General features: G+C 62.2%; 19 protein-coding genes. 8 read left to right on the forward strand and 11 right to left on the reverse strand.

Annotated elements, in window-relative coordinates:
* Positions 1 to 255 precede the first annotated feature (255 nt).
* Complete coding sequence (locus ACZ9HU_RS09660) at positions 256 to 987, reverse strand: nuclear transport factor 2 family protein (RefSeq protein ID WP_476104535.1); 732 nt, start codon at positions 985 to 987, stop codon at positions 256 to 258.
* 153 nt (positions 988 to 1140) lie between these two features.
* Between ACZ9HU_RS09660 and ACZ9HU_RS09665 the strand changes: the two genes are divergently transcribed.
* From ACZ9HU_RS09665 to ACZ9HU_RS09695, 7 genes are all read left to right on the forward strand, one after another.
* Entirely contained in the window at positions 1141 to 2154 is a 1014-nt protein-coding gene (locus ACZ9HU_RS09665) for a zinc-dependent alcohol dehydrogenase family protein (RefSeq protein ID WP_476104537.1), read from the forward strand.
* Positions 2155 to 2164: 10 nt separating this feature from the next.
* Positions 2165 to 3274 (forward strand): NAD(P)-dependent alcohol dehydrogenase, encoded by a 1110-nt coding sequence (locus tag ACZ9HU_RS09670; RefSeq protein WP_476104538.1) that lies wholly within the window; start codon positions 2165 to 2167, stop codon positions 3272 to 3274.
* A gap of 306 nt (positions 3275 to 3580) precedes the next feature.
* On the forward strand, positions 3581 to 4714 hold the full coding sequence (locus ACZ9HU_RS09675) for a cobalamin-independent methionine synthase II family protein (protein WP_476104540.1): 1134 nt from the start codon (positions 3581 to 3583) through the stop codon (positions 4712 to 4714).
* 42 nt (positions 4715 to 4756) lie between these two features.
* Positions 4757 to 5503 carry an IclR family transcriptional regulator gene (locus ACZ9HU_RS09680; protein ID WP_476104542.1) on the forward strand — a complete coding sequence of 249 codons (747 nt, stop codon included), beginning with the start codon at positions 4757 to 4759 and terminating at the stop codon, positions 5501 to 5503.
* A gap of 172 nt (positions 5504 to 5675) precedes the next feature.
* Complete coding sequence (rplK, locus tag ACZ9HU_RS09685; protein ID WP_476104543.1) at positions 5676 to 6107, forward strand: 50S ribosomal protein L11; 432 nt, start codon at positions 5676 to 5678, stop codon at positions 6105 to 6107.
* 4 nt (positions 6108 to 6111) lie between these two features.
* Entirely contained in the window at positions 6112 to 6813 is a 702-nt protein-coding gene (rplA, locus tag ACZ9HU_RS09690) for a 50S ribosomal protein L1 (protein WP_476104544.1), read from the forward strand.
* A 131-nt stretch (positions 6814 to 6944) separates the two neighbouring features.
* Complete coding sequence (locus tag ACZ9HU_RS09695) at positions 6945 to 7280, forward strand: hypothetical protein (RefSeq protein ID WP_476104545.1); 336 nt, start codon at positions 6945 to 6947, stop codon at positions 7278 to 7280.
* On the opposite strand, the gene ACZ9HU_RS09700 is transcribed toward ACZ9HU_RS09695, so the two are convergent.
* The 6 genes from ACZ9HU_RS09700 to rimO form a co-directional block, all read right to left on the reverse strand.
* Positions 7265 to 8011: a hypothetical protein gene (locus ACZ9HU_RS09700; RefSeq protein ID WP_476104546.1), complete on the reverse strand. Its 747-nt coding sequence runs from the start codon at positions 8009 to 8011 to the stop codon at positions 7265 to 7267. The genes ACZ9HU_RS09695 and ACZ9HU_RS09700 overlap by 16 nt on opposite strands.
* Before the next feature lie 2 nt (positions 8012 to 8013).
* Complete coding sequence (locus tag ACZ9HU_RS09705) at positions 8014 to 9210, reverse strand: toxic anion resistance protein (protein WP_476104548.1); 1197 nt, start codon at positions 9208 to 9210, stop codon at positions 8014 to 8016.
* Between the two features lie 87 nt (positions 9211 to 9297).
* Positions 9298 to 9858 (reverse strand): YqgE/AlgH family protein, encoded by a 561-nt coding sequence (locus tag ACZ9HU_RS09710; protein WP_476104550.1) that lies wholly within the window; start codon positions 9856 to 9858, stop codon positions 9298 to 9300.
* 69 nt (positions 9859 to 9927) lie between these two features.
* Positions 9928 to 10458 carry a hypothetical protein gene (locus ACZ9HU_RS09715; RefSeq protein ID WP_476104552.1) on the reverse strand — a complete coding sequence of 177 codons (531 nt, stop codon included), beginning with the start codon at positions 10456 to 10458 and terminating at the stop codon, positions 9928 to 9930.
* Positions 10458 to 11234, reverse strand: coding sequence for a competence/damage-inducible protein A (locus ACZ9HU_RS09720; protein ID WP_476104553.1), 777 nt, complete (start codon positions 11232 to 11234; stop codon positions 10458 to 10460). Before ACZ9HU_RS09720 ends, ACZ9HU_RS09715 begins: the two co-directional genes overlap by 1 nt.
* Before the next feature lie 274 nt (positions 11235 to 11508).
* Positions 11509 to 12891, reverse strand: coding sequence for a 30S ribosomal protein S12 methylthiotransferase RimO (gene rimO, locus ACZ9HU_RS09725; protein WP_476104554.1), 1383 nt, complete (start codon positions 12889 to 12891; stop codon positions 11509 to 11511).
* Positions 12892 to 12965: 74 nt separating this feature from the next.
* On the opposite strand from rimO, the gene ACZ9HU_RS09730 reads away from it, so the two are divergent.
* Positions 12966 to 13325 carry a DUF1761 domain-containing protein gene (locus ACZ9HU_RS09730; RefSeq protein ID WP_476104555.1) on the forward strand — a complete coding sequence of 120 codons (360 nt, stop codon included), beginning with the start codon at positions 12966 to 12968 and terminating at the stop codon, positions 13323 to 13325.
* A 54-nt stretch (positions 13326 to 13379) separates the two neighbouring features.
* Here ACZ9HU_RS09730 and ACZ9HU_RS09735 read toward each other — a convergent pair whose 3' ends face one another.
* The 4 genes from ACZ9HU_RS09735 to serS form a co-directional block, all read right to left on the reverse strand.
* On the reverse strand, positions 13380 to 14510 hold the full coding sequence (locus tag ACZ9HU_RS09735; protein WP_476104557.1) for a peptidoglycan DD-metalloendopeptidase family protein: 1131 nt from the start codon (positions 14508 to 14510) through the stop codon (positions 13380 to 13382).
* Positions 14507 to 15271 (reverse strand): 5'/3'-nucleotidase SurE, encoded by a 765-nt coding sequence (gene surE, locus ACZ9HU_RS09740; protein ID WP_476104559.1) that lies wholly within the window; start codon positions 15269 to 15271, stop codon positions 14507 to 14509. Before surE ends, ACZ9HU_RS09735 begins: the two co-directional genes overlap by 4 nt.
* A gap of 137 nt (positions 15272 to 15408) precedes the next feature.
* On the reverse strand, positions 15409 to 15654 hold the full coding sequence (locus ACZ9HU_RS09745; RefSeq protein ID WP_476104560.1) for a hypothetical protein: 246 nt from the start codon (positions 15652 to 15654) through the stop codon (positions 15409 to 15411).
* Between the two features lie 76 nt (positions 15655 to 15730).
* Complete coding sequence (serS, locus tag ACZ9HU_RS09750) at positions 15731 to 17002, reverse strand: serine--tRNA ligase (RefSeq protein WP_476104563.1); 1272 nt, start codon at positions 17000 to 17002, stop codon at positions 15731 to 15733.
* Positions 17003 to 17060: the final 58 nt, after the last annotated feature.

Raw genomic sequence — 17060 nt, forward strand, 5'->3', positions numbered from 1 at the left:
GGGGCGGGCTTTAGCAGGTTTTGCCTCCGGCGGGCAAAGGGACTTGTCCCTTTGCAATCCCGTTAATGGGGTGGTGCATTGGAGGCGAGGTGGGGGGATCGATATTTAAAGCCTGCGGCGCGGGGAGCGCAGCCTTGGCCGCGCCGCAGGCTTTAATAATTCTAACATCGCGTCCGACACCCGGCGCCGAACCCAATGCGCAACGCAGACAGTAACGGGAGCGCGAGGGTCCAGACCCTCGCACCTAACCCTTCTTTAGTCCTTAAATCCTTCCCGCGCCCGCGAATTGTCCAGCACGATGGGCGCGCCGGTGACGGGGTGGGGATAGTGGAACGGCACCGTATCGGTGGCGGGCCACAGGCGGGGCAGGGGATCGACCAGCGCATCCGGGCCGAGCGGATCGGTGGGATAGAGCGTCTTGGTCATCGGGATATAGTCGATCGGCGTCTTGGCCCAGCCATCGGCAAAGGTGCCGTGCCAGAAGGGATAATAGCGCAGCGCCTTGATCTTCCAGACCAACTCGCCCGCATCATTGGCTTCGCGGACATACTCGTTTTCATAGAGGCCGCCTTCCCACCATGCGCGCTGATTGCCCTCGGCGCTTTCGTGCAGGCCCGCCTGCATCATCGAGCGGCCGCGCACATGGGCTGTCTTGCGGTCGGGGGCCACGTCGATCACCATCTGCAACTGGGGATGGTCGAGCAGCCAGCCATAGCGCGGGCCGTTGTGGCCCTGGGTAAAATTGGTCTGGAACCGTTCGATATAGAGGCGACGAACCCCGGCCTTGCCCTTGTAGATCCCGCCAAGGAACCACACTTCGCCTTCATCGGAAAACAGGTCCACCACTTCATTATATTGTGATTTATCAATGAAGAAGCCATAGGTGTACTGCACCCGGCGGATCTGGTGGATATCCTGCTGGATGGCCAGATCGTGTTCCACCTTTTCAAGGCGCGCGGCAAGGTCTGCGATGGTAGGTTCAGCCATGGTACTCTCCCGACATGGAGTCTTGTGACTCTGCGAATCTTGTCATCCATGCGATAACTTCATGGTTGCGAATATCAAAGCAAGAAATATGTATTACATACAAATTGCCGCCAAAAAACATAAGCGCCGCAAGAGCGCGGCCAGGAGGATGCGATGAAAGCCTGGGTTTTGAACCAAGGGGCGACCAGCCTCGATGACCTCCATTTGGTGGAACGCGATGTGCCGCGTCCCGGTTGGGGCGAAGTGCTGATCCGCATGCGGGCCTGTTCGCTCAATTTCCGCGACCAGGCGATTGTGCGCGGGCAATATATCGGCGGGCCGGTGACGTCCGATACGGTGCTTCTGTCCGATGGGGCGGGGGAAATCGTCGGGCTGGGTGATGGGGTGCATGATCTGGCTTTGGGCGACCGGGTGGCGGGGATATTTTTCCAGCACTGGTTGGAAGGCCCGCCCAATCCGGGCGTTGGTCCGGCGCTGGGCGCGTCGGGCGCGCTGGGGATGTTGTCGGAATATGTCGTGCTGCCCGCACAAGGCGTGATCCGAATCGCCCGGACGCTCAGCTTTGAAGAAGCCGCCTGCCTGCCTTGTGCGGGGGTGACGGCGTGGAATGCGTTGATGTGCGGGCCGCGCCCGGTACAGGCTGGCGACAATGTGCTGGTGCTGGGCACCGGGGGCGTGTCGCTGATGGCGTTGCAAATCGCCAAGGCTGTGGGCGCGCGGGTCGTTGCCACCAGCAGCAGTGCGGGCAAGCGTGAGCGCGTGGCCGCCATGGGCGCGGACGCCACGGTCAATTATCGCGATAACCCGCAATGGGGCGCCGAGGCCGCGACCCACACCGGCGGCGGTTTCGAACATGTGGTCGAGGTGGGCGGCGCGGGCACATTGGCCCAATCCATCGCGGCGGTGGGTTTTGGCGGGGAAATCGCGCTGATCGGCGTGTTGACGCGGGCCGGGGACACCAGCCCCCATGGATTGATGATGAAAGGCGCCAGTCTGCGCGGCATTTTCGTCGGGTCGAAACAGATGGCGCTGGACCTGAACGCTTTTATCGATAGCAATTCGATCAGGCCTGTCGTCGATCGGGTGTTTCCGATGGCGCAGGTCAAGGATGCCTTTGCCTATCAATCTTCGCCCGACCTGTTCGGCAAGGTTGTGATCGCGCTTTAAGGAGTAAAACATGCCCGAAATTACCGCCGCCGTTTGCCGTCAGCCGCATGGCGCATTGACGTTGGAGGCATTGCGCCTTGATGATCCGCGCGCGGACGAGGTGCTGGTGCGGATTGTGGGATCGGGCATTTGCCACACCGACCTTGCCGTGCGTGACCAGCAATTGCCCACGCCCATGCCGGTGGTGCTGGGCCATGAAGGGGCCGGGATCGTCGAGGCGGTGGGGGCGGATGTTACCCATGTCAAACCGGGCGACCGGGTGCTGATGAGCTTTAATTCCTGCGGCACCTGTCCGTGCTGTCACGATCACGCGCCGACCTATTGCTACAACTTCTTTCCGCATAATTTCGCCGGGGCGCGGGCTGACGGCAGCTATACCCTGCACGCGGGCGAGGAGCCGGTGCATGGCAATTTCTTTGGCCAGAGCAGCTTTGCCACCTATGCCTTGGCCACGGCGCGCAATGTGGTGCGTGTGCCCGACAGTGCCGCCGATGTGCCGTTGCAGCGCCTTGCGCCGCTGGGTTGCGGGATGATGACCGGGGCGGGGGCGATATTGCGCAGTATGAAGGTGCAGGCGGGCATGCCGATTGCCATTTTCGGGGCGGGCGCGGTGGGCTTGGCCGCGGTGATGGCGGCCAGGATTGCCGGGGCCGATCCGATCATTGCCGTCGATCTGCACGAAAACCGTCGCGCGCTGGCGCTGGAATCGGGGGCGACCCATGCGCTGGACGGGCGGGACGATCCCTTTGGCAAGATTGCCGCGCTCTGCCCCCAAGGGCTGGCCTATGCTTTCGACAATACCGGCCTTGCCAGCATTATTGAGGGAGCGTTCAACCTTCTCGCCCCACGCGGCATGCTTGGAATCGTCGGGGCCAGTGATCCGACCGCGATGCTGACGTTCAACGAAACCGCCTTCATGGGCGGCGGGCGCACGGTCAAGGGCATCCTTGGCGGGGACAGCGACCTGTTCGGCTTTCTGCCCGAATTGATCGAGCATCATCTGGCGGGGCGGTTTCCCTATGATCGGCTGATCGGAGAGTTTCCCTTTGCGCAGATCAATGAGGCGATTGAGGCCGGGGAAAGCGGCGCGGTGGTCAAGCCGGTGGTGGTGATGGGGTAGGGGATTAAGGGAAGAGATTATGCGAGGGTCTAGACCCTCGCGCTCCCGTTACTGTCTGTGTTGCGCCACGGGTTCGGCCTTTTGTGTTGGACATGCCCTTGAAATTTGAAAGCCTGCGGCGCGGACGGGGATGCGTTCGCCGCGCCGCAGGCTTTCTGTCGTCATCCCGCGTATGCACCCTAGCACCACCCCAAACCGGGATTGTTAAGGGCCCCCGCCCTTAACCCGCCGGAGGCACACTTCATCCTTCACCCATCCGATAATTTCATATAGGAGAACGGCAAAACCCGTCACAGGAGAGGTCACATGCCCCATATCGCCACCACCCATGTCGGCTCCATGCCGCGCGGGGAGAACCTGACGCCGCTGCTGATCGCGCGCGACCGGGGCGAGGCCTATGATGCGGCGGAGTTTGACGCCAAGGTTTCGGCGGCGGTCAAAGAAGCCGTGCGTCATCAGGTCGAATGCGGCGTCGATATCGTTTCGGATGGCGAGATTGGGAAGATCGGCTATTCGACCTATATGATCGAGCGCCTGTCCGGGTTTGGCGGCCATGTAGACCGCAAATCCGCGCTCGATCTGGCCGAACATCCCGCGTTGGTGAAAAAGCTGTCGGCCATGATGGGCAGTCAGGACTTCGTGCGGGCAAGCTGTGTCGGGCCGATCAAGCTGGTCAATCTGGAGCCGCTGCACGAGGATATTCGCCGGTTCAAAGCCGCTCTGGCCGAGCATGGCCGTGAGGGGACGCAGGCCTTTATGAATGCGGCCTCGCCGGGCCTGATCACCGCGTTTCAGGTCAACAAATATTACCCCAGCCACGAGGCCTATCTGGCCGATCTGGCCGAGGCGATGCGGACCGAATATGAAACCATCGTGGATGAAGGTTTCTATCTGCAACTCGACTGCCCCGATCTGGCGATGAGCCGCCACACCGGCTATCAGGATTTGAGCGAGGCCGAATTCCTGAAGGTCGCCGAGGAGAATGTCGCTGCCCTCAACGCTGCAACCGCCAATATTCCGCCCGAACGGATGCGGATGCACATTTGCTGGGGCAATTATGAAGGCCCCCATGACCATGACATTCCGCTGGAACGCGTGGTCGATATCATCCTCAAGGCTCGCCCCGCCACGATCCTGTTCGAGGCGGCCAATCCGCGTCACGAGCATGAATGGAAGATCTGGGCCGATGCCAAGATCCCCGACCACAAGATCCTTGCGCCGGGCCTGATCGACACTTGCTCGAACTATGTCGAACATCCCGAACTGATTGCGCAGAGGATCGAACGTTTCGCCGGGATCGTGGGCGCCGAACGCGTGGTGGCCAGCACCGACTGCGGCTTTGGCACCTTTGCCGGTTATGGCAAGATCGACCCGGATGTGACGTGGAAAAAACTGCGGAGCTTGCGTGAAGGCGCCGATATTGCGGCGGCTCGGCTGTAATCAGGGCTATTGCCGGGGCGCGGGTGCGTTATAGGGGGCGATATGGCTGACGCTGGAACCACCACCTCGCACGTCAAATCGGCGATGCGCACGCTCGACATCATCGAATATGTCGTGGCGAGGGGCAGTCCGGCGGTGGCGCAGGAAATCGCCAGCGCTCTGGCCATTCCCGTTTCCAGCCTGTCCTATCTGCTCGCCACATTGGTCGAGCGGGGCTATCTGGCACGCGAAGGGCGCAATTATCTGCCCGGTGTGGGCTTGCAAAGATTGCAAGCCCGCAGCGCGCCCAGCCTTGAGGACCGCGTGGCGCCCTTGGTCCGCGCGCTTCGGGTGCAATTGAACGAGACCGCTTCGTTCTTTGTCCGCGACGGCTGGCAATTGCAGACATTGGTGACCGAAAGCAGCGAGCACGCGCTGCGTTACGCCATTGCGGTGGGCGCGCGGGCGCCTTTGCACGGTCTGGCGGCGGGCAAGGCGATATTGGCCGCTATGCCGGAGGACGAGTTTGAGCGCTATTTGCGCGAAAGCCGCCGCGAAAGCTTTACCGAGGCCACGATGGTCAGCGCGGCGGATCTGCGCCGCGAAATTGCCCTGACGCGCAAGCGTGGGTATGGCCGCACGGGCAGCGAATATTCGGTTGGTATTGAGGGCCTTGCCTGCGCCGCGATGGCGGGCGGGGAAGTGATCGGGGCCTTTGCCGTGGCCATTCCGGCGGTACGCTTTGATGATGGCGTGGAGCGGCGCGTGGCCGATCTGTTGATGCGGACGGCGGGGTTGCTGGACGGTTGAGAGCCGGGCGCTTGCAATTACCGGACAAATCTGTATGGGCCACCGCTTGCCGGTGATGTCGGGCCTGCCCGATTCTTCGGCATATCCGCGCGGGAGGAGCCTTCGGGCGCCGTTTGACCGCTTGATCTGAAGGGTCGGCCCGCCGGCTCGTACAGGATGAAAGGAGGCCATCGTGGCCAAGAAAATTGACGGTTACATCAAGCTGCAGATCGCAGCTGGCCAAGCCAAGCCCAGCCCGCCGATCGGCCCGGCTCTGGGTCAGCGCGGCGTTAACATCATGGGTTTCTGTAAGGAATTCAACGCAGCGACTCAGGGCGTTGAGCCCGGCACCCCGCTGCCCACCGTGATCACGGTTTATTCGGACAAGTCGTTCTCGTTCGTGACCAAGACCCCGCCCGCGACCTACTTTATCAAGAAGGCGCTGGGCCTGAAGTCGGGTTCGAAGAATCCGAGCAAGGAATCGGCTGGCAAGATCACCCACGCTCAGCTCGCTGAAATCGCTCAGGCCAAGATGAAGGATCTGAACGCCAACGATCTGGACGCTGCTGTCAAGATCATCGCCGGTTCGGCCCGCGCCATGGGCGTCCAGGTTGTGGAGGGCTAAGAACATGGTAAAGCTGACCAAGAAGCAGAAGTCGCTGGCCGAAAAGCTGGGCGACAACCAGAAGCTGCACGGCATCAACGATGCCATCGCGCTGCTGCGTGAACTCAAGAGCGCCAAGTTCGACGAGAGCCTCGAAATCTCGATGAACCTGGGCGTTGACCCCCGCCACGCCGACCAGATGGTCCGCGGCATGGTCACGCTGCCCTCGGGCACCGGCAAGGACGTCAAGGTTGCCGTCTTCGCGCGTGGCGACAAGGCTGAAGCGGCTCTGGCCGCCGGCGCCGATCGCGTGGGCGCAGAAGACCTGCTCGAAGACATGCAGGCTGGCAATCTCGACTACGGTCGCGTCATCGCCACGCCCGACATGATGGGCATTGTGGGTCGTCTCGGCAAGCTGCTGGGCCCCAAGGGCCTGATGCCGAACCCCAAGCTGGGCACGGTTACGCCGAACGTTGCCGAAGCGGTCAAGGCTGCCAAGGGCGGCCAGATCGAATTCCGCGTCGAAAAGGCCGGTATCATCCACGGCGGCATCGGCAAGCTCTCGTTCTCGGACGAAGCGCTGCGCGCCAACTTTGACGCTTTCGTTGACGCCATCGTCAAGGCAAAGCCGGCTGGCGCCAAGGGCAAGTACCTGCGCAAGATCGGTCTGTCGACCTCGCAGGGTCCGGGCATCAAGGTGGACATCGCCGAAGTCAACAACGCTTAATCCCATCGGGATAGAGCCGTTGCACCTTTGAGCGTGTACGGATTTCAAAGGGCCGGAAAAGGGGAAACCTTTTTCCGGCCCTTTTCCGTTAGGGCTGGACGCATCTTGTGCGGTGCAGCATAGAGGGTGCCATGTCCTTGCTTGCGCACTATCTTAAATTGGTCGACTGGATCGTCACCTTTGCGCCCAGCGAGTCGGACAAGATCGTCCATACCTACGTGGGCCTGGCCATTTGGCTGATCACGGCCTTGGCCCTGCGCCGCCCGCTTGGCAGCAGGGTGCCCATTATGGCGGTGGTTTTGGCCGAGCTGCTCAATGAGATATTTGACTATGCCGGTCGGACTCTGTGGACATGGGCGGACACCCAAGGTGACGTCATCGCCACCTTGTTCTGGCCATTGGTGCTGTTTGTCGTGATCCGATGGATCCCGGCCATGACGCGGTCAAAGGCTCAATCCGCGCCCTGATCGCCATATTTGTAATCGATAAACCGGCTCTGGATCGCCAGATTGTCCAGCTTGCCCTCGGCCAGTTGGCGCGTGACGCTGTCCAGTTCGCCGCTCAATCGTGACAGGCTCTGGGTCAATTGCTCGTCCGGGCTGGTCCCGGCATGGTCCTGCCCGCGCAGGGCGGGTGGCACGGCGGTATAGGCGTTGATCAGATCGGGCAGATGTTGCCCCACCAATTGCCGCACTTGGCCCACGGCGGGCGCATTCTCATCCACCCGGTCCAGTTGCAGCGCCAGCCCGTCAAGCTGTCCGCCGATATGCCCTACCAGATTGAGCGCGGGTGCGGGCAGGGCGGGGCGCTGCGCCTCCAGCCACAATTGCGTTTGACCGACCAACTGGCGCGGGGGGCTGACACGCAGCTTTTCAAGGCTGGGGACCGCCACGTCGCGGTTGCGCATCAGTGCCCATATTACCGCCACCAACAGCGCCACGCCCGCCCCGCTGGCCAGCCAGCCAATCAGGTGCAACACGCCCGACAACAGGCTGATCAGCAGATTGACCAGCATAAAGGCCACCACCACGCTCAGCGCCATGGCGGCGGCCTTGCGCTTTTGCCCGCTGCGGCGCAGGGCGGCGGAACGTTGGCCGATGGGTTTGCCGGTTACGCGACGCCCGCCTGCGCGCTGATCGTTCAAAGATGCGCGCGCGGCGGCCAGAATGGCGTCGCTGTTATGGGCGCTGTCGGCCATGATTACCCTTCAAGGCTGAGCAGCGAGGGGCCGTCATGGGCCACCTGCGCCGAGGATTGCCCCTGTGCGCGGGCGATATAGCCCTTCGACTTCTCGACCTCGGCGGACAGCGTGTTGACCGTCTGCTTCATCGAATCGAGCGCCTTGATCTTGAACGTGTCGATCGTGTCCATCGTGTCATAGATGTTCTGGAACGCGCGTTGCAGCACCTCGACCGGGATCGTGCTGGCGGCGGCCTGCTGGTGGATCTGGCCGGTCTGTTCTTTCAGCAGGGTGCTGGTCGAATCGATGATGCCCGCTGTCGTCTCGTTCAACGCCGTGATCTGTTGCAGAACAAGGCGCTGGTTGGTCATCGCCTGCGCCACCGTCACCGCCGTGCGCAACGCCGCCACCGTGGTCGTGCTGGCGCGGTCCACGCCCTTGACCAGTTCGACATTGTTCTTCTTGACCAGATCGAGCGCCAGATAACCCTGCACCGTCACCGCCATTTGCGTCAGCAGATCCTGCGTGCGCTGGCGCGTGTAAAACAGCGCGCTTTCCCGCAAAGCCTTGGCCTTGGCCGGATCGGTGGCGTCCAGATCGCCCGCCTTTTCCTCGATCTTCTCGTCCAGCTTCTTGGAGATATGGATCATCTGTTCCAGATTGCCCATAGCCTCCCACAGCTTGCTGCGTTCGACATCGATGGCGGCATTGTCCATCAACAACTCGTCCTTGCCGCTGGCCAGCTTATCCAGGATCGCTTTGATGTGGCCCTGCGACGACACATAGCCGTCGAAATATTTCTGCATCGAATTGCCAAAAGGAATGAGGCCGAACAGTTTTTTGCCCGGCGACAATTTACCCGCCTTTGCCGGGTCCAGAGCCTCGACCGTGCGGCGCAATTCAATCAGGTTGGCGCCGACGCCCTGATCCTTGTCCATCGCGCGCACGGGGCGGTCGAGGAAACGGTTCGACATGCCGGCCGCGGCCGCGATTTCCTTGCGGCCCATTGACGTCAACTGGTCGACGCGCTTGCCAAATTCGGGCGAATTGGTGTCCTGCGCGATCAGGTCATTGACGAAACTGTCGACCTTTTCGTCCAGCTTGTCCTTCTGTTCGGGGGCCAATGGCACCAGCCCTGCGGCCTGCGCGGGCGCGACGACCGGCACCGGATCGGGCGGGGTCAGCGTGATTGCGGGGGCTTCAAGCGTGGTCGCCATGACTATCCTCTTTTCGCAGATAAGCGTTCAATCGTGTATTATAGTGGCAATACAGTATGCCGCAAGAGCCAATGGGCCAGCAGCCAATCAGGCCCGTCCGGTCACATTGGTCAGATGCGCCGGGTCAATACCCTCGGCCCGCCATGCCGCGCTCCAGCGGCGTTCCACCGGCTCTCCAAACAGGATCTTGGCGCGACCTTCGGCGGCATACCAGCCGTGCTGGCGCATTTCGCCGTCCAACTGCCCTTCGCCCCATCCGGCATAGCCCAATGCCACCAGCCAGCGCGAAGGGCCGCGCCCTTCGGCTATGGCCACCAGAATGTCGCGGCTGCCCGTCAGGCTCCATTGCTCGCAGACCAGAAGCGTGCCTTCGCCCTCCCAATCGGGGCTGTGCAGGACGAAACCGCGTTGGGGTTCGACCGGGCCGCCGTGGTGCACTTCGCAATCGGGGGCGTGGCCGGTGGGAATATTCAGGTCATCAAGCAGGTTGTGCAGCGTTACGCCATCCAGCACCTGCCCCACGCCAATGCCCAGCGCGCCATCCTTGTCATGCATGCACAGCGCCAGCACCGCTTCTTCAAAGCGCGGATCAGGCATGCCCGGCATGGCCAGCAGCAGGCGTCCGGCAAGGGATTGCGCTTCGATCATGGGTTAAAGGTAAGCGGGAAGGGCCATTTTCGCAAGCCGTGGAACATCCACTATTTGCCCCTCCATCGACTATTTACCCAATGTTGCGGGCGTATAGCATTCCACCACCAGCGCCAGCGGCGCCCCATCGGGCAGGCGCAGCAAGGCGCGATGCGATAACACCGTGTCACGCGGACATCCCGGTGCGGCGCCTTCAATCGCGCCCAACCGTTCCCGCCGGAAATTCAGCGCCATGACCGCCTTGCCAAAAGGCGTGTCGGTTGTGTCCAGCACCTTGTTCATTGCCGGTGTCAGCCTTTGCGGCGCATACCAATTATGCGCCTCGGACAAAACCTTGCCGCCGCAGGACAGGCGGACATGGCGATAGCCCGCCTCCTGATCCTCGGTCAGCTTGAGCGTGTCATCCAGATCGGGCGGCGGCAGGGCGTCCTGCCCCTTCACCAGCGTCGCGGAAATTGTCGCCGGATCGGCCAGATGGCGCGCGGCGCACACTTGCCCCAAACCCGCCGTGGCGCTGTCTTGTGCGGCCAAGGTCGCCTCCAGCGCGGCCAGCGCCCCGCCATGGGCCAGCATGGCCGGTGCCAACAGCGCCAGCAGCATCAGATACCGCCCAGCACCGGTTCGTGGCCCAATGCCTCCAGCGCGGCCGACAGAGCCGTGACGCAGGTGGCCAATTGTTCGGCATCGGTCGATCGGACTACGAAATTGGACCCTGTGCGCCCTTCACGGAAAAATGGATAGGAGCCGATCGAGACGCCCTCATGGTCCTTTTCCGTCTGGGCCAGCAGTTTGGCCACTTCGCTCTCACCCACCCAGCAGCCGACCGTTTCGGCCATCACCGGCAATCCGCCCTCCAGCGATCCGGTCAGCGCGTCCAGCATGCCCGCCGTGATCATCGGCACGCCCGCCATGATATAGATATTGCCCCAATGGATGCCCGGAGCGCCGGAATAGCGATTGGGGATCAATCCAGCGCCTTCGGGCACACGGGCCATACGCAGGCGCATCTCGGTCAATTCGCTGCCGCGTGAGGCATAGTAATCGGCCAGAATCTGGCGCGCTTCGGGATGGACCACCACCGGCACACCCACGGCCTGGGCAATGGCGTCGACCGTGATGTCATCATGCGTCGGGCCGATGCCGCCGGTTGTGAACAGATAATCATTGCGCGCACGCAGCGCGTTGACCGCCTCGACAATCGCGTCCGTATCATCGGCCACCACCCGCACTTCACGCAGGCGAATGCCCTGAACGCCCAGCCAACTGGCGATCTGGGCGATATTCTTGTCTTGCGTCCGGCCGGATAGGATTTCGTCGCCAATCACCACCAGCGCAGCGGTGAAGATGCGGGGCGAGGGAGATGCTGTATCAACCATGACCACAGGCGTACCGGAGTAAGGCGCATCGCGGCAAGGCGGTATCAGGGGCAAAGCTGTGCAAAATCAGCAAGAGCGCCCCAAAGTCCCGATTCGGGACGGAAAATGCGACCCTGCGGCAACAGGGCGAAAAAAAACCCGGCCGGAGCCGGGCTTTGGAAGTTTTGGGAGAGGATGCCTAAAAGGCCCGCTCCTTAAGCCTGACAACGCTGACTATTGCAATTGCGAAAACTGCGTACACGATTGCATAAATGGCAACCACGTACGCTGCATTTTACGCAATCACGCCAAAAAGGTCATGCGCATCAGCATCTTCGATCAAAACATCAACGATCATTCCGGGGCGCAGATCCTTCGGCACATCGCGCAAAAGTACCTGTCCGTCGATCTCCGGCGCGTCGGCCTGGCTGCGGCCGGTGGCGCCCATGTCGCCATCTTCGTCGGGTTCGCCCACTTCGTCGATGATGACGGGGATGGTGCGGCCGACCTTGCGTTGCAGACGCGCGGCGCTGATCGCCTCGGTCTTTTCCATCAGGCGGGCATAGCGCTCTTCCTTGACCGCTTCGGGCACGGCGCCGGGCAGGTCATTGGCGGTGGCGCCTTCGACCGGCTCGAAGCGGAACCCGCCCACGCGGTCCAATTGCGCTTCGTCCAGCCAGTCGAGGAGGTACTGGAAATCCTCCTCCGTCTCGCCGGGGAAGCCCACGACGAAGGATGAGCGAATCGCCAGATCGGGGCAGATTTCGCGCCACTTCTTGATGCGTTCAAGGACGCGCGCTTCGTTGGCTGGGCGCTTCATCGCGCGCAGTACATTGGGTGCGGCGTGCTGGAAGGGAATGTCGAGATAGGGCGTGATCAGCCCTTGCGCCATCAGCGGGATGACATCATCGACATGCGGATAGGGATAGACATAGTGCAGGCGCACCCAAGGTGCATGGCCTTCGGGCGTGTGCAATTGCCCCAGTTCGCGAGCCAGATCGGTCATGTGGGCGCGAACCTCGCGGTCCTTCCACGTGCGGCTTTCGTGGCGGATGTCGACGCCATAGGCCGAGGTGTCCTGCGAAATGACCAGCAGTTCCTTGGTCCCTGCCGCCACCAGTTTTTCCGCCTCGCGCAGCACCGCGTCAATGCGGCGGCTGGCCAGCTTGCCGCGCAGGCTGGGGATGATGCAGAAGGAGCAAGAGTGGTTGCAACCTTCTGAAATCTTGAGATAGCTGTAATGGCGCGGGGTCAGCTTGACCTCGCCATCGGGGCCGGCGGGGATCAGGTCCACGAAAGGCCCGCGCGTCGGCGGCGCGGCGATATGGACCGCGTCCACCACCTGCTCATACTGATGCGCGCCGGTCACGGCCAGAACGTCGGGGAAACGGGCGCGGATTACGTCGGCCTCATTGCCCATGCATCCGGTCACGATCACGCGGCCGTTTTCGGCAATCGCCTCGCCAATTGCGGCCAGAGACTCTTCCTTGGCCGAATCGAGGAAGCCGCAGGTGTTGACCAGCACCACGTCGGCGCCTGCATAATCGGGCGCAAACGTATAGCCATCGGCGCGCAGCCGGGTCAGGATCCGTTCGCTGTCGACCAGCGCCTTGGGACAGCCAAGGCTGACCATGCCAACCTTGGGGGATTCGGGAATTGTTGTCAGCTTGTCACTCATGGTCCGCGCCCCTACGCTAAATTGGCGGATAAGGCCAGTTGCGGCGAATCCGGCAATGCAAAGAGGGAAAGTTGATGGGTCCGGTGAACTGGATGGCGGTGGTTGTGTCGGCGCTGGTGGCGGGGTTGCTGGCCTATCCGTGCTATGGGTTGTGGCGGGTATCGCGCATGCCTTCGCCGCGCAGCTTTCTGGCCATGCTCTTTCCCGCCGCGCTCATCGGGCACAATTTCGCGCGTCTGGGCGCAGAAGCGCTGGCGGCAAAGCCCAAGCTTTACTGGATGATGTCGGGTGGATGGGCGCTGGCCATCATCATCCCGGTGGGCGTGGTTCTTTACAGCCGCCATGCCCTGCGCGGTCGGGAAGCCATGGCCGATGCGACCTATGTTCTGGTCGCCTTTATGGCGATGGGCACGGTTTTCTGGGCGATGGGATAACGCGCCAAACCAACGGACGGGCTTACGCGCGTTCACGCATTTTGCGTCTTGGCGTCAGTACCGGACCGGCGCCTTGACCGATTTCGACTTGGTTTGCGATTCGTCCTTGCCCGGCTTTTTGCCAGAGGTCTGCTTTTCCGGGCTGGGTTTGGTGGCCGAGGTTGGGGCAGTGTTCTGGCGCCCTTCGATGGGGCCATTGACGATGCGCTCGGCGTCTTTCTTGTCCGCCTTCACCCCTTCACGGCGGGGCAGCAGCGGCGTGGGATCGACCGGAATATCATTGCGACGGATTTCGAAATGCAATTCGTCGCGTGTGGCCCGGCCGGAATGTCCAACCAGGCCGACCCGATCATGGGCCTTGACCTTGTCGCCGCGTTTCACCGTCAGCTTGGACAGGAAACCATAGGCGCTCTGCCAGCCATTGCCGTGATCGACCACGACCAGATTGCCGAAACTGTCGGGTTCGCGGGCGGCAAAGATGACTTCGCCCGGCGCAGCGGTGCGCACGGTTTCGCCTTCGGGCGCGACAAGATCGAGGCCATTGTGAAAATCGCCGCCGTCGCCGTCACGCGTCTTGGCCACGAAACCGCGCCGCAAACGCCCCTCCATCGGCCACAGAAAGCGGGGCTTGGCATCAGCCTTTTCGGTCGGTTTGGCGCTGCCCTTCGCATCATCGGTGGCTGCCTTCGCGGCCTTCACCTCCGCCTCGCTGGGCGGCTTAAGCAGGGTGGGGATCAGCAATTTCTGGCCGGTGCGCAGCTTTTCATTGGGCTCCAGCCCATTGGCGACGGCGATGGACGAATAGGACACGCCATAGCGCATGGCGATGTCAAAGCCTGATTCGCCCGCCTTGACGATGTGGTGGCGCGTGCGCGGCAAATGCAGCTTTTGCCCGGTGCGGATGGCATAATGGGGCGGCTTGAGGTGGTTGGCCTCGATAATCAGGATCTTGGGCACCTTGGCCCGGTTCGCAATTCCGCCCAACGTTTCGCCGGGGATGACGACATGTTCGGTTTCTTCCTCCAGCGGCAGAGGCGTCGGCAATTCGCCCTCATTGCCCGAGCGCGCGGTACGGGGCTTGCCGCTTTGCGCTGACTTCGCCTTTTCGGCAAAGGCGGTAGGTCCTGCGCCTGCCAACATACAGGCCGCAGCCATCGCGGCAAAACGCCCCCCGCCACGCATCATTGGGCGAAACGCCCGGCCAGCGCCGCCAGCGAGGCGTCATGCGTCAGATCGAGATGGAGCGGCGTGACCGAAATGAAGCCATCGGCAATCGCTTCCAGATCGGTGTTGTGGCCCAGCGTGTGTTCAATGCCGTGCAGGCCAAACCAGAAATAGGGATAGCCGCGCGGGTCCGTGCTTTCCACCACCGAACCGCGGGCATAGTCATGGAAACCCTGACGCACGACGCGGATGCCTTTGACATCGTCGGCGCGGATCGGGGGGAAATTGACATTGATCAGCGTGCGCGGCGCAAAGGGCGCGTCGATCAGCGGGCGCAGCACCTTTTCGCCCCATTTTTCCGCCGCATCAAAGGAAACCGCGTCGCCCACGCCTTCCTTGGAATAGACCTGGCTGAGCGCGATCGAGCGGATTCCCGCCAGCGAACCCTCGAGCGCGGCCGAGACGGTGCCCGAATAGGTGACGTCATCGCCCAGATTGGCGCCGCGATTGACCCCCGACAGGATCAGGTCCGGCGCCTCCGGCATCACCTTGCGCAGGCCCAGCGTCACCGAATCGGTGGGCGTGCCGGTGACCGAAAAGCGGCGCTCACCATGCTGGCGCAGGCGTACCGGGCGGGTCAGCGTCAGGCTGTGGCCTGCGCCCGACTGTTCCTCGGACGGGGCGACAATCCAGATGTCGTCGGACAGGGTGCGCGCGATGGCTTCGAGAACCTTGAGCCCGGGCGCGTGGATCCCATCGTCATTGGTCAGAAGGATACGCATGCCAAGGCCCTTTCAGTCAGTTAACCACACAGGGCCTTACAGGCAAGCGCGCCGCCCCGCAATGAATGCGCGGCGGCGCGAACATGTTTTATCCAGCTTTCTGATGACTTGCGACCAAATGGGTCAAGGTCAAGTAATCAGAATTCCTTTTTGGCCGACTTGGCGGCGTCTTCAACAGCATCGCCTGCCTTGTTGGCCGCATTGCCGATCTGATTGGCGGCATGTTCGATGGCGTTGTTCTTGTTCGTTTCGCTGGCATTATACTGGTTGAACAGGATCAGCCCGCCCACCAGCGCCACCAGAAGAACGATGGCCAGCATAATAGTGCTGGTGCTGCTCTTTTCGACTACGACGGTATGGGTATCGCCCGGTTGACTATTCATGGGTGCCTCCTTTGTGCCGATGCTTCCCTGTTAAGAAGCACCGGCGGCAAAGGTTCCATGATGGCGTGCGTGGGGCTTACAGCGCCTCGATACGCTCCAGCCCGCCCATATAGGGGCGCAGCACATCGGGGATGGTCACGCTGCCATCTTCGTTCTGATAATTTTCAAGGATCGCCACCAGCGTGCGGCCCACGGCAAGACCCGAACCGTTCAGCGTGTGGACGAACTTCGTGCCCTTTTCGCCGGCGGGGCGATAGCGCGTGTTCATGCGGCGCGCCTGAAAATCACCGCAGTTCGAGCAGGAGCTGATCTCGCGATACTTGCCCTGACCCGGCAACCAGACTTCGAGGTCATAGGTCTTGCGCGCGGAAAAGCCCATGTCGCCGCTGCACAGCAACATCCGGCGATAGGGCAGGCCCAGGCTTTGCAGGATATGTTCCGCAGCCCCCGTCATGCGCTCGTGTTCGGCATCGCTCTGTTCGGGCGTGGTGATGGAAACCAGTTCCACCTTGTCGAACTGATGTTGGCGGATCAGGCCGCGCGTATCCTTGCCCGCCGCGCCCGCTTCGCTGCGGAAACACAGGGTCAGCGCGGTGAAGCGCAGCGGCAGTTCACCATCGAGGATCTGTTCACGCACCAGATTGGTCAGGCTGACCTCTGCCGTGGGGATCAGCCAGCGGCCATCGGTGGTGGCAAACAGGTCTTCGGCAAACTTGGGCAATTGCGCGGTGCCAAACAGCGCATCGTCGCGCACCAGCACGGGCGGCACGACTTCCTGATAACCAAAGGTTTCGGTGTGCGTGTCGAGCATGAATTGCCCGATGGCGCGGTTGAGGCGCGCAATGCCCCCGCGCAGATAGGCGAAACGGGCGCCCGAAACGACCTGCGCGCTTTCAAAATCGAGGCCCAGCGGGGCGCCAATGTCGAAATGTTCGCGGGCATTGGCGATTTCGACCGGTTCGCCCCAACGGCTGACTTCGGCATTGTCATTTTCGTCCGCGCCCTGCGGCACTTCATCCACCGGCAGGTTGGGGATCGTGGCCAGCATGTCGACCAGCACCTTGTCGGCGGCACGCTTGGCTTCTTCCTTGGCGGGCAGATCGACCTTGATCGCCTCAACCTCGGCCTTGAGTGCGGCGGCGCCTTCCTTGTCGCCCTTGCCCATCAACGCGCCGATCTGTTTCGACGCAGCGTTGCGCGTGGCCAGCATCGTGTCCACCGAGGTCTGCGCCGAACGCGCATCGGCGTCCGCGGCAAGGATGGTGGCCGAAAGCGGCTCTAGCCCGCGGCGCGCAAGGCCGGCGTCAAAAGCTGCGGGGTTTTCGCGGATGAATCGAATGTCGTGCATGGGGTAAGGCGGGTATGGGGTGGGCCGGTTTTGGTCAAGTCCCTATGGGGAACGAACC

Source organism: Novosphingobium sp. Sphag1I (assembly GCF_056279125.1).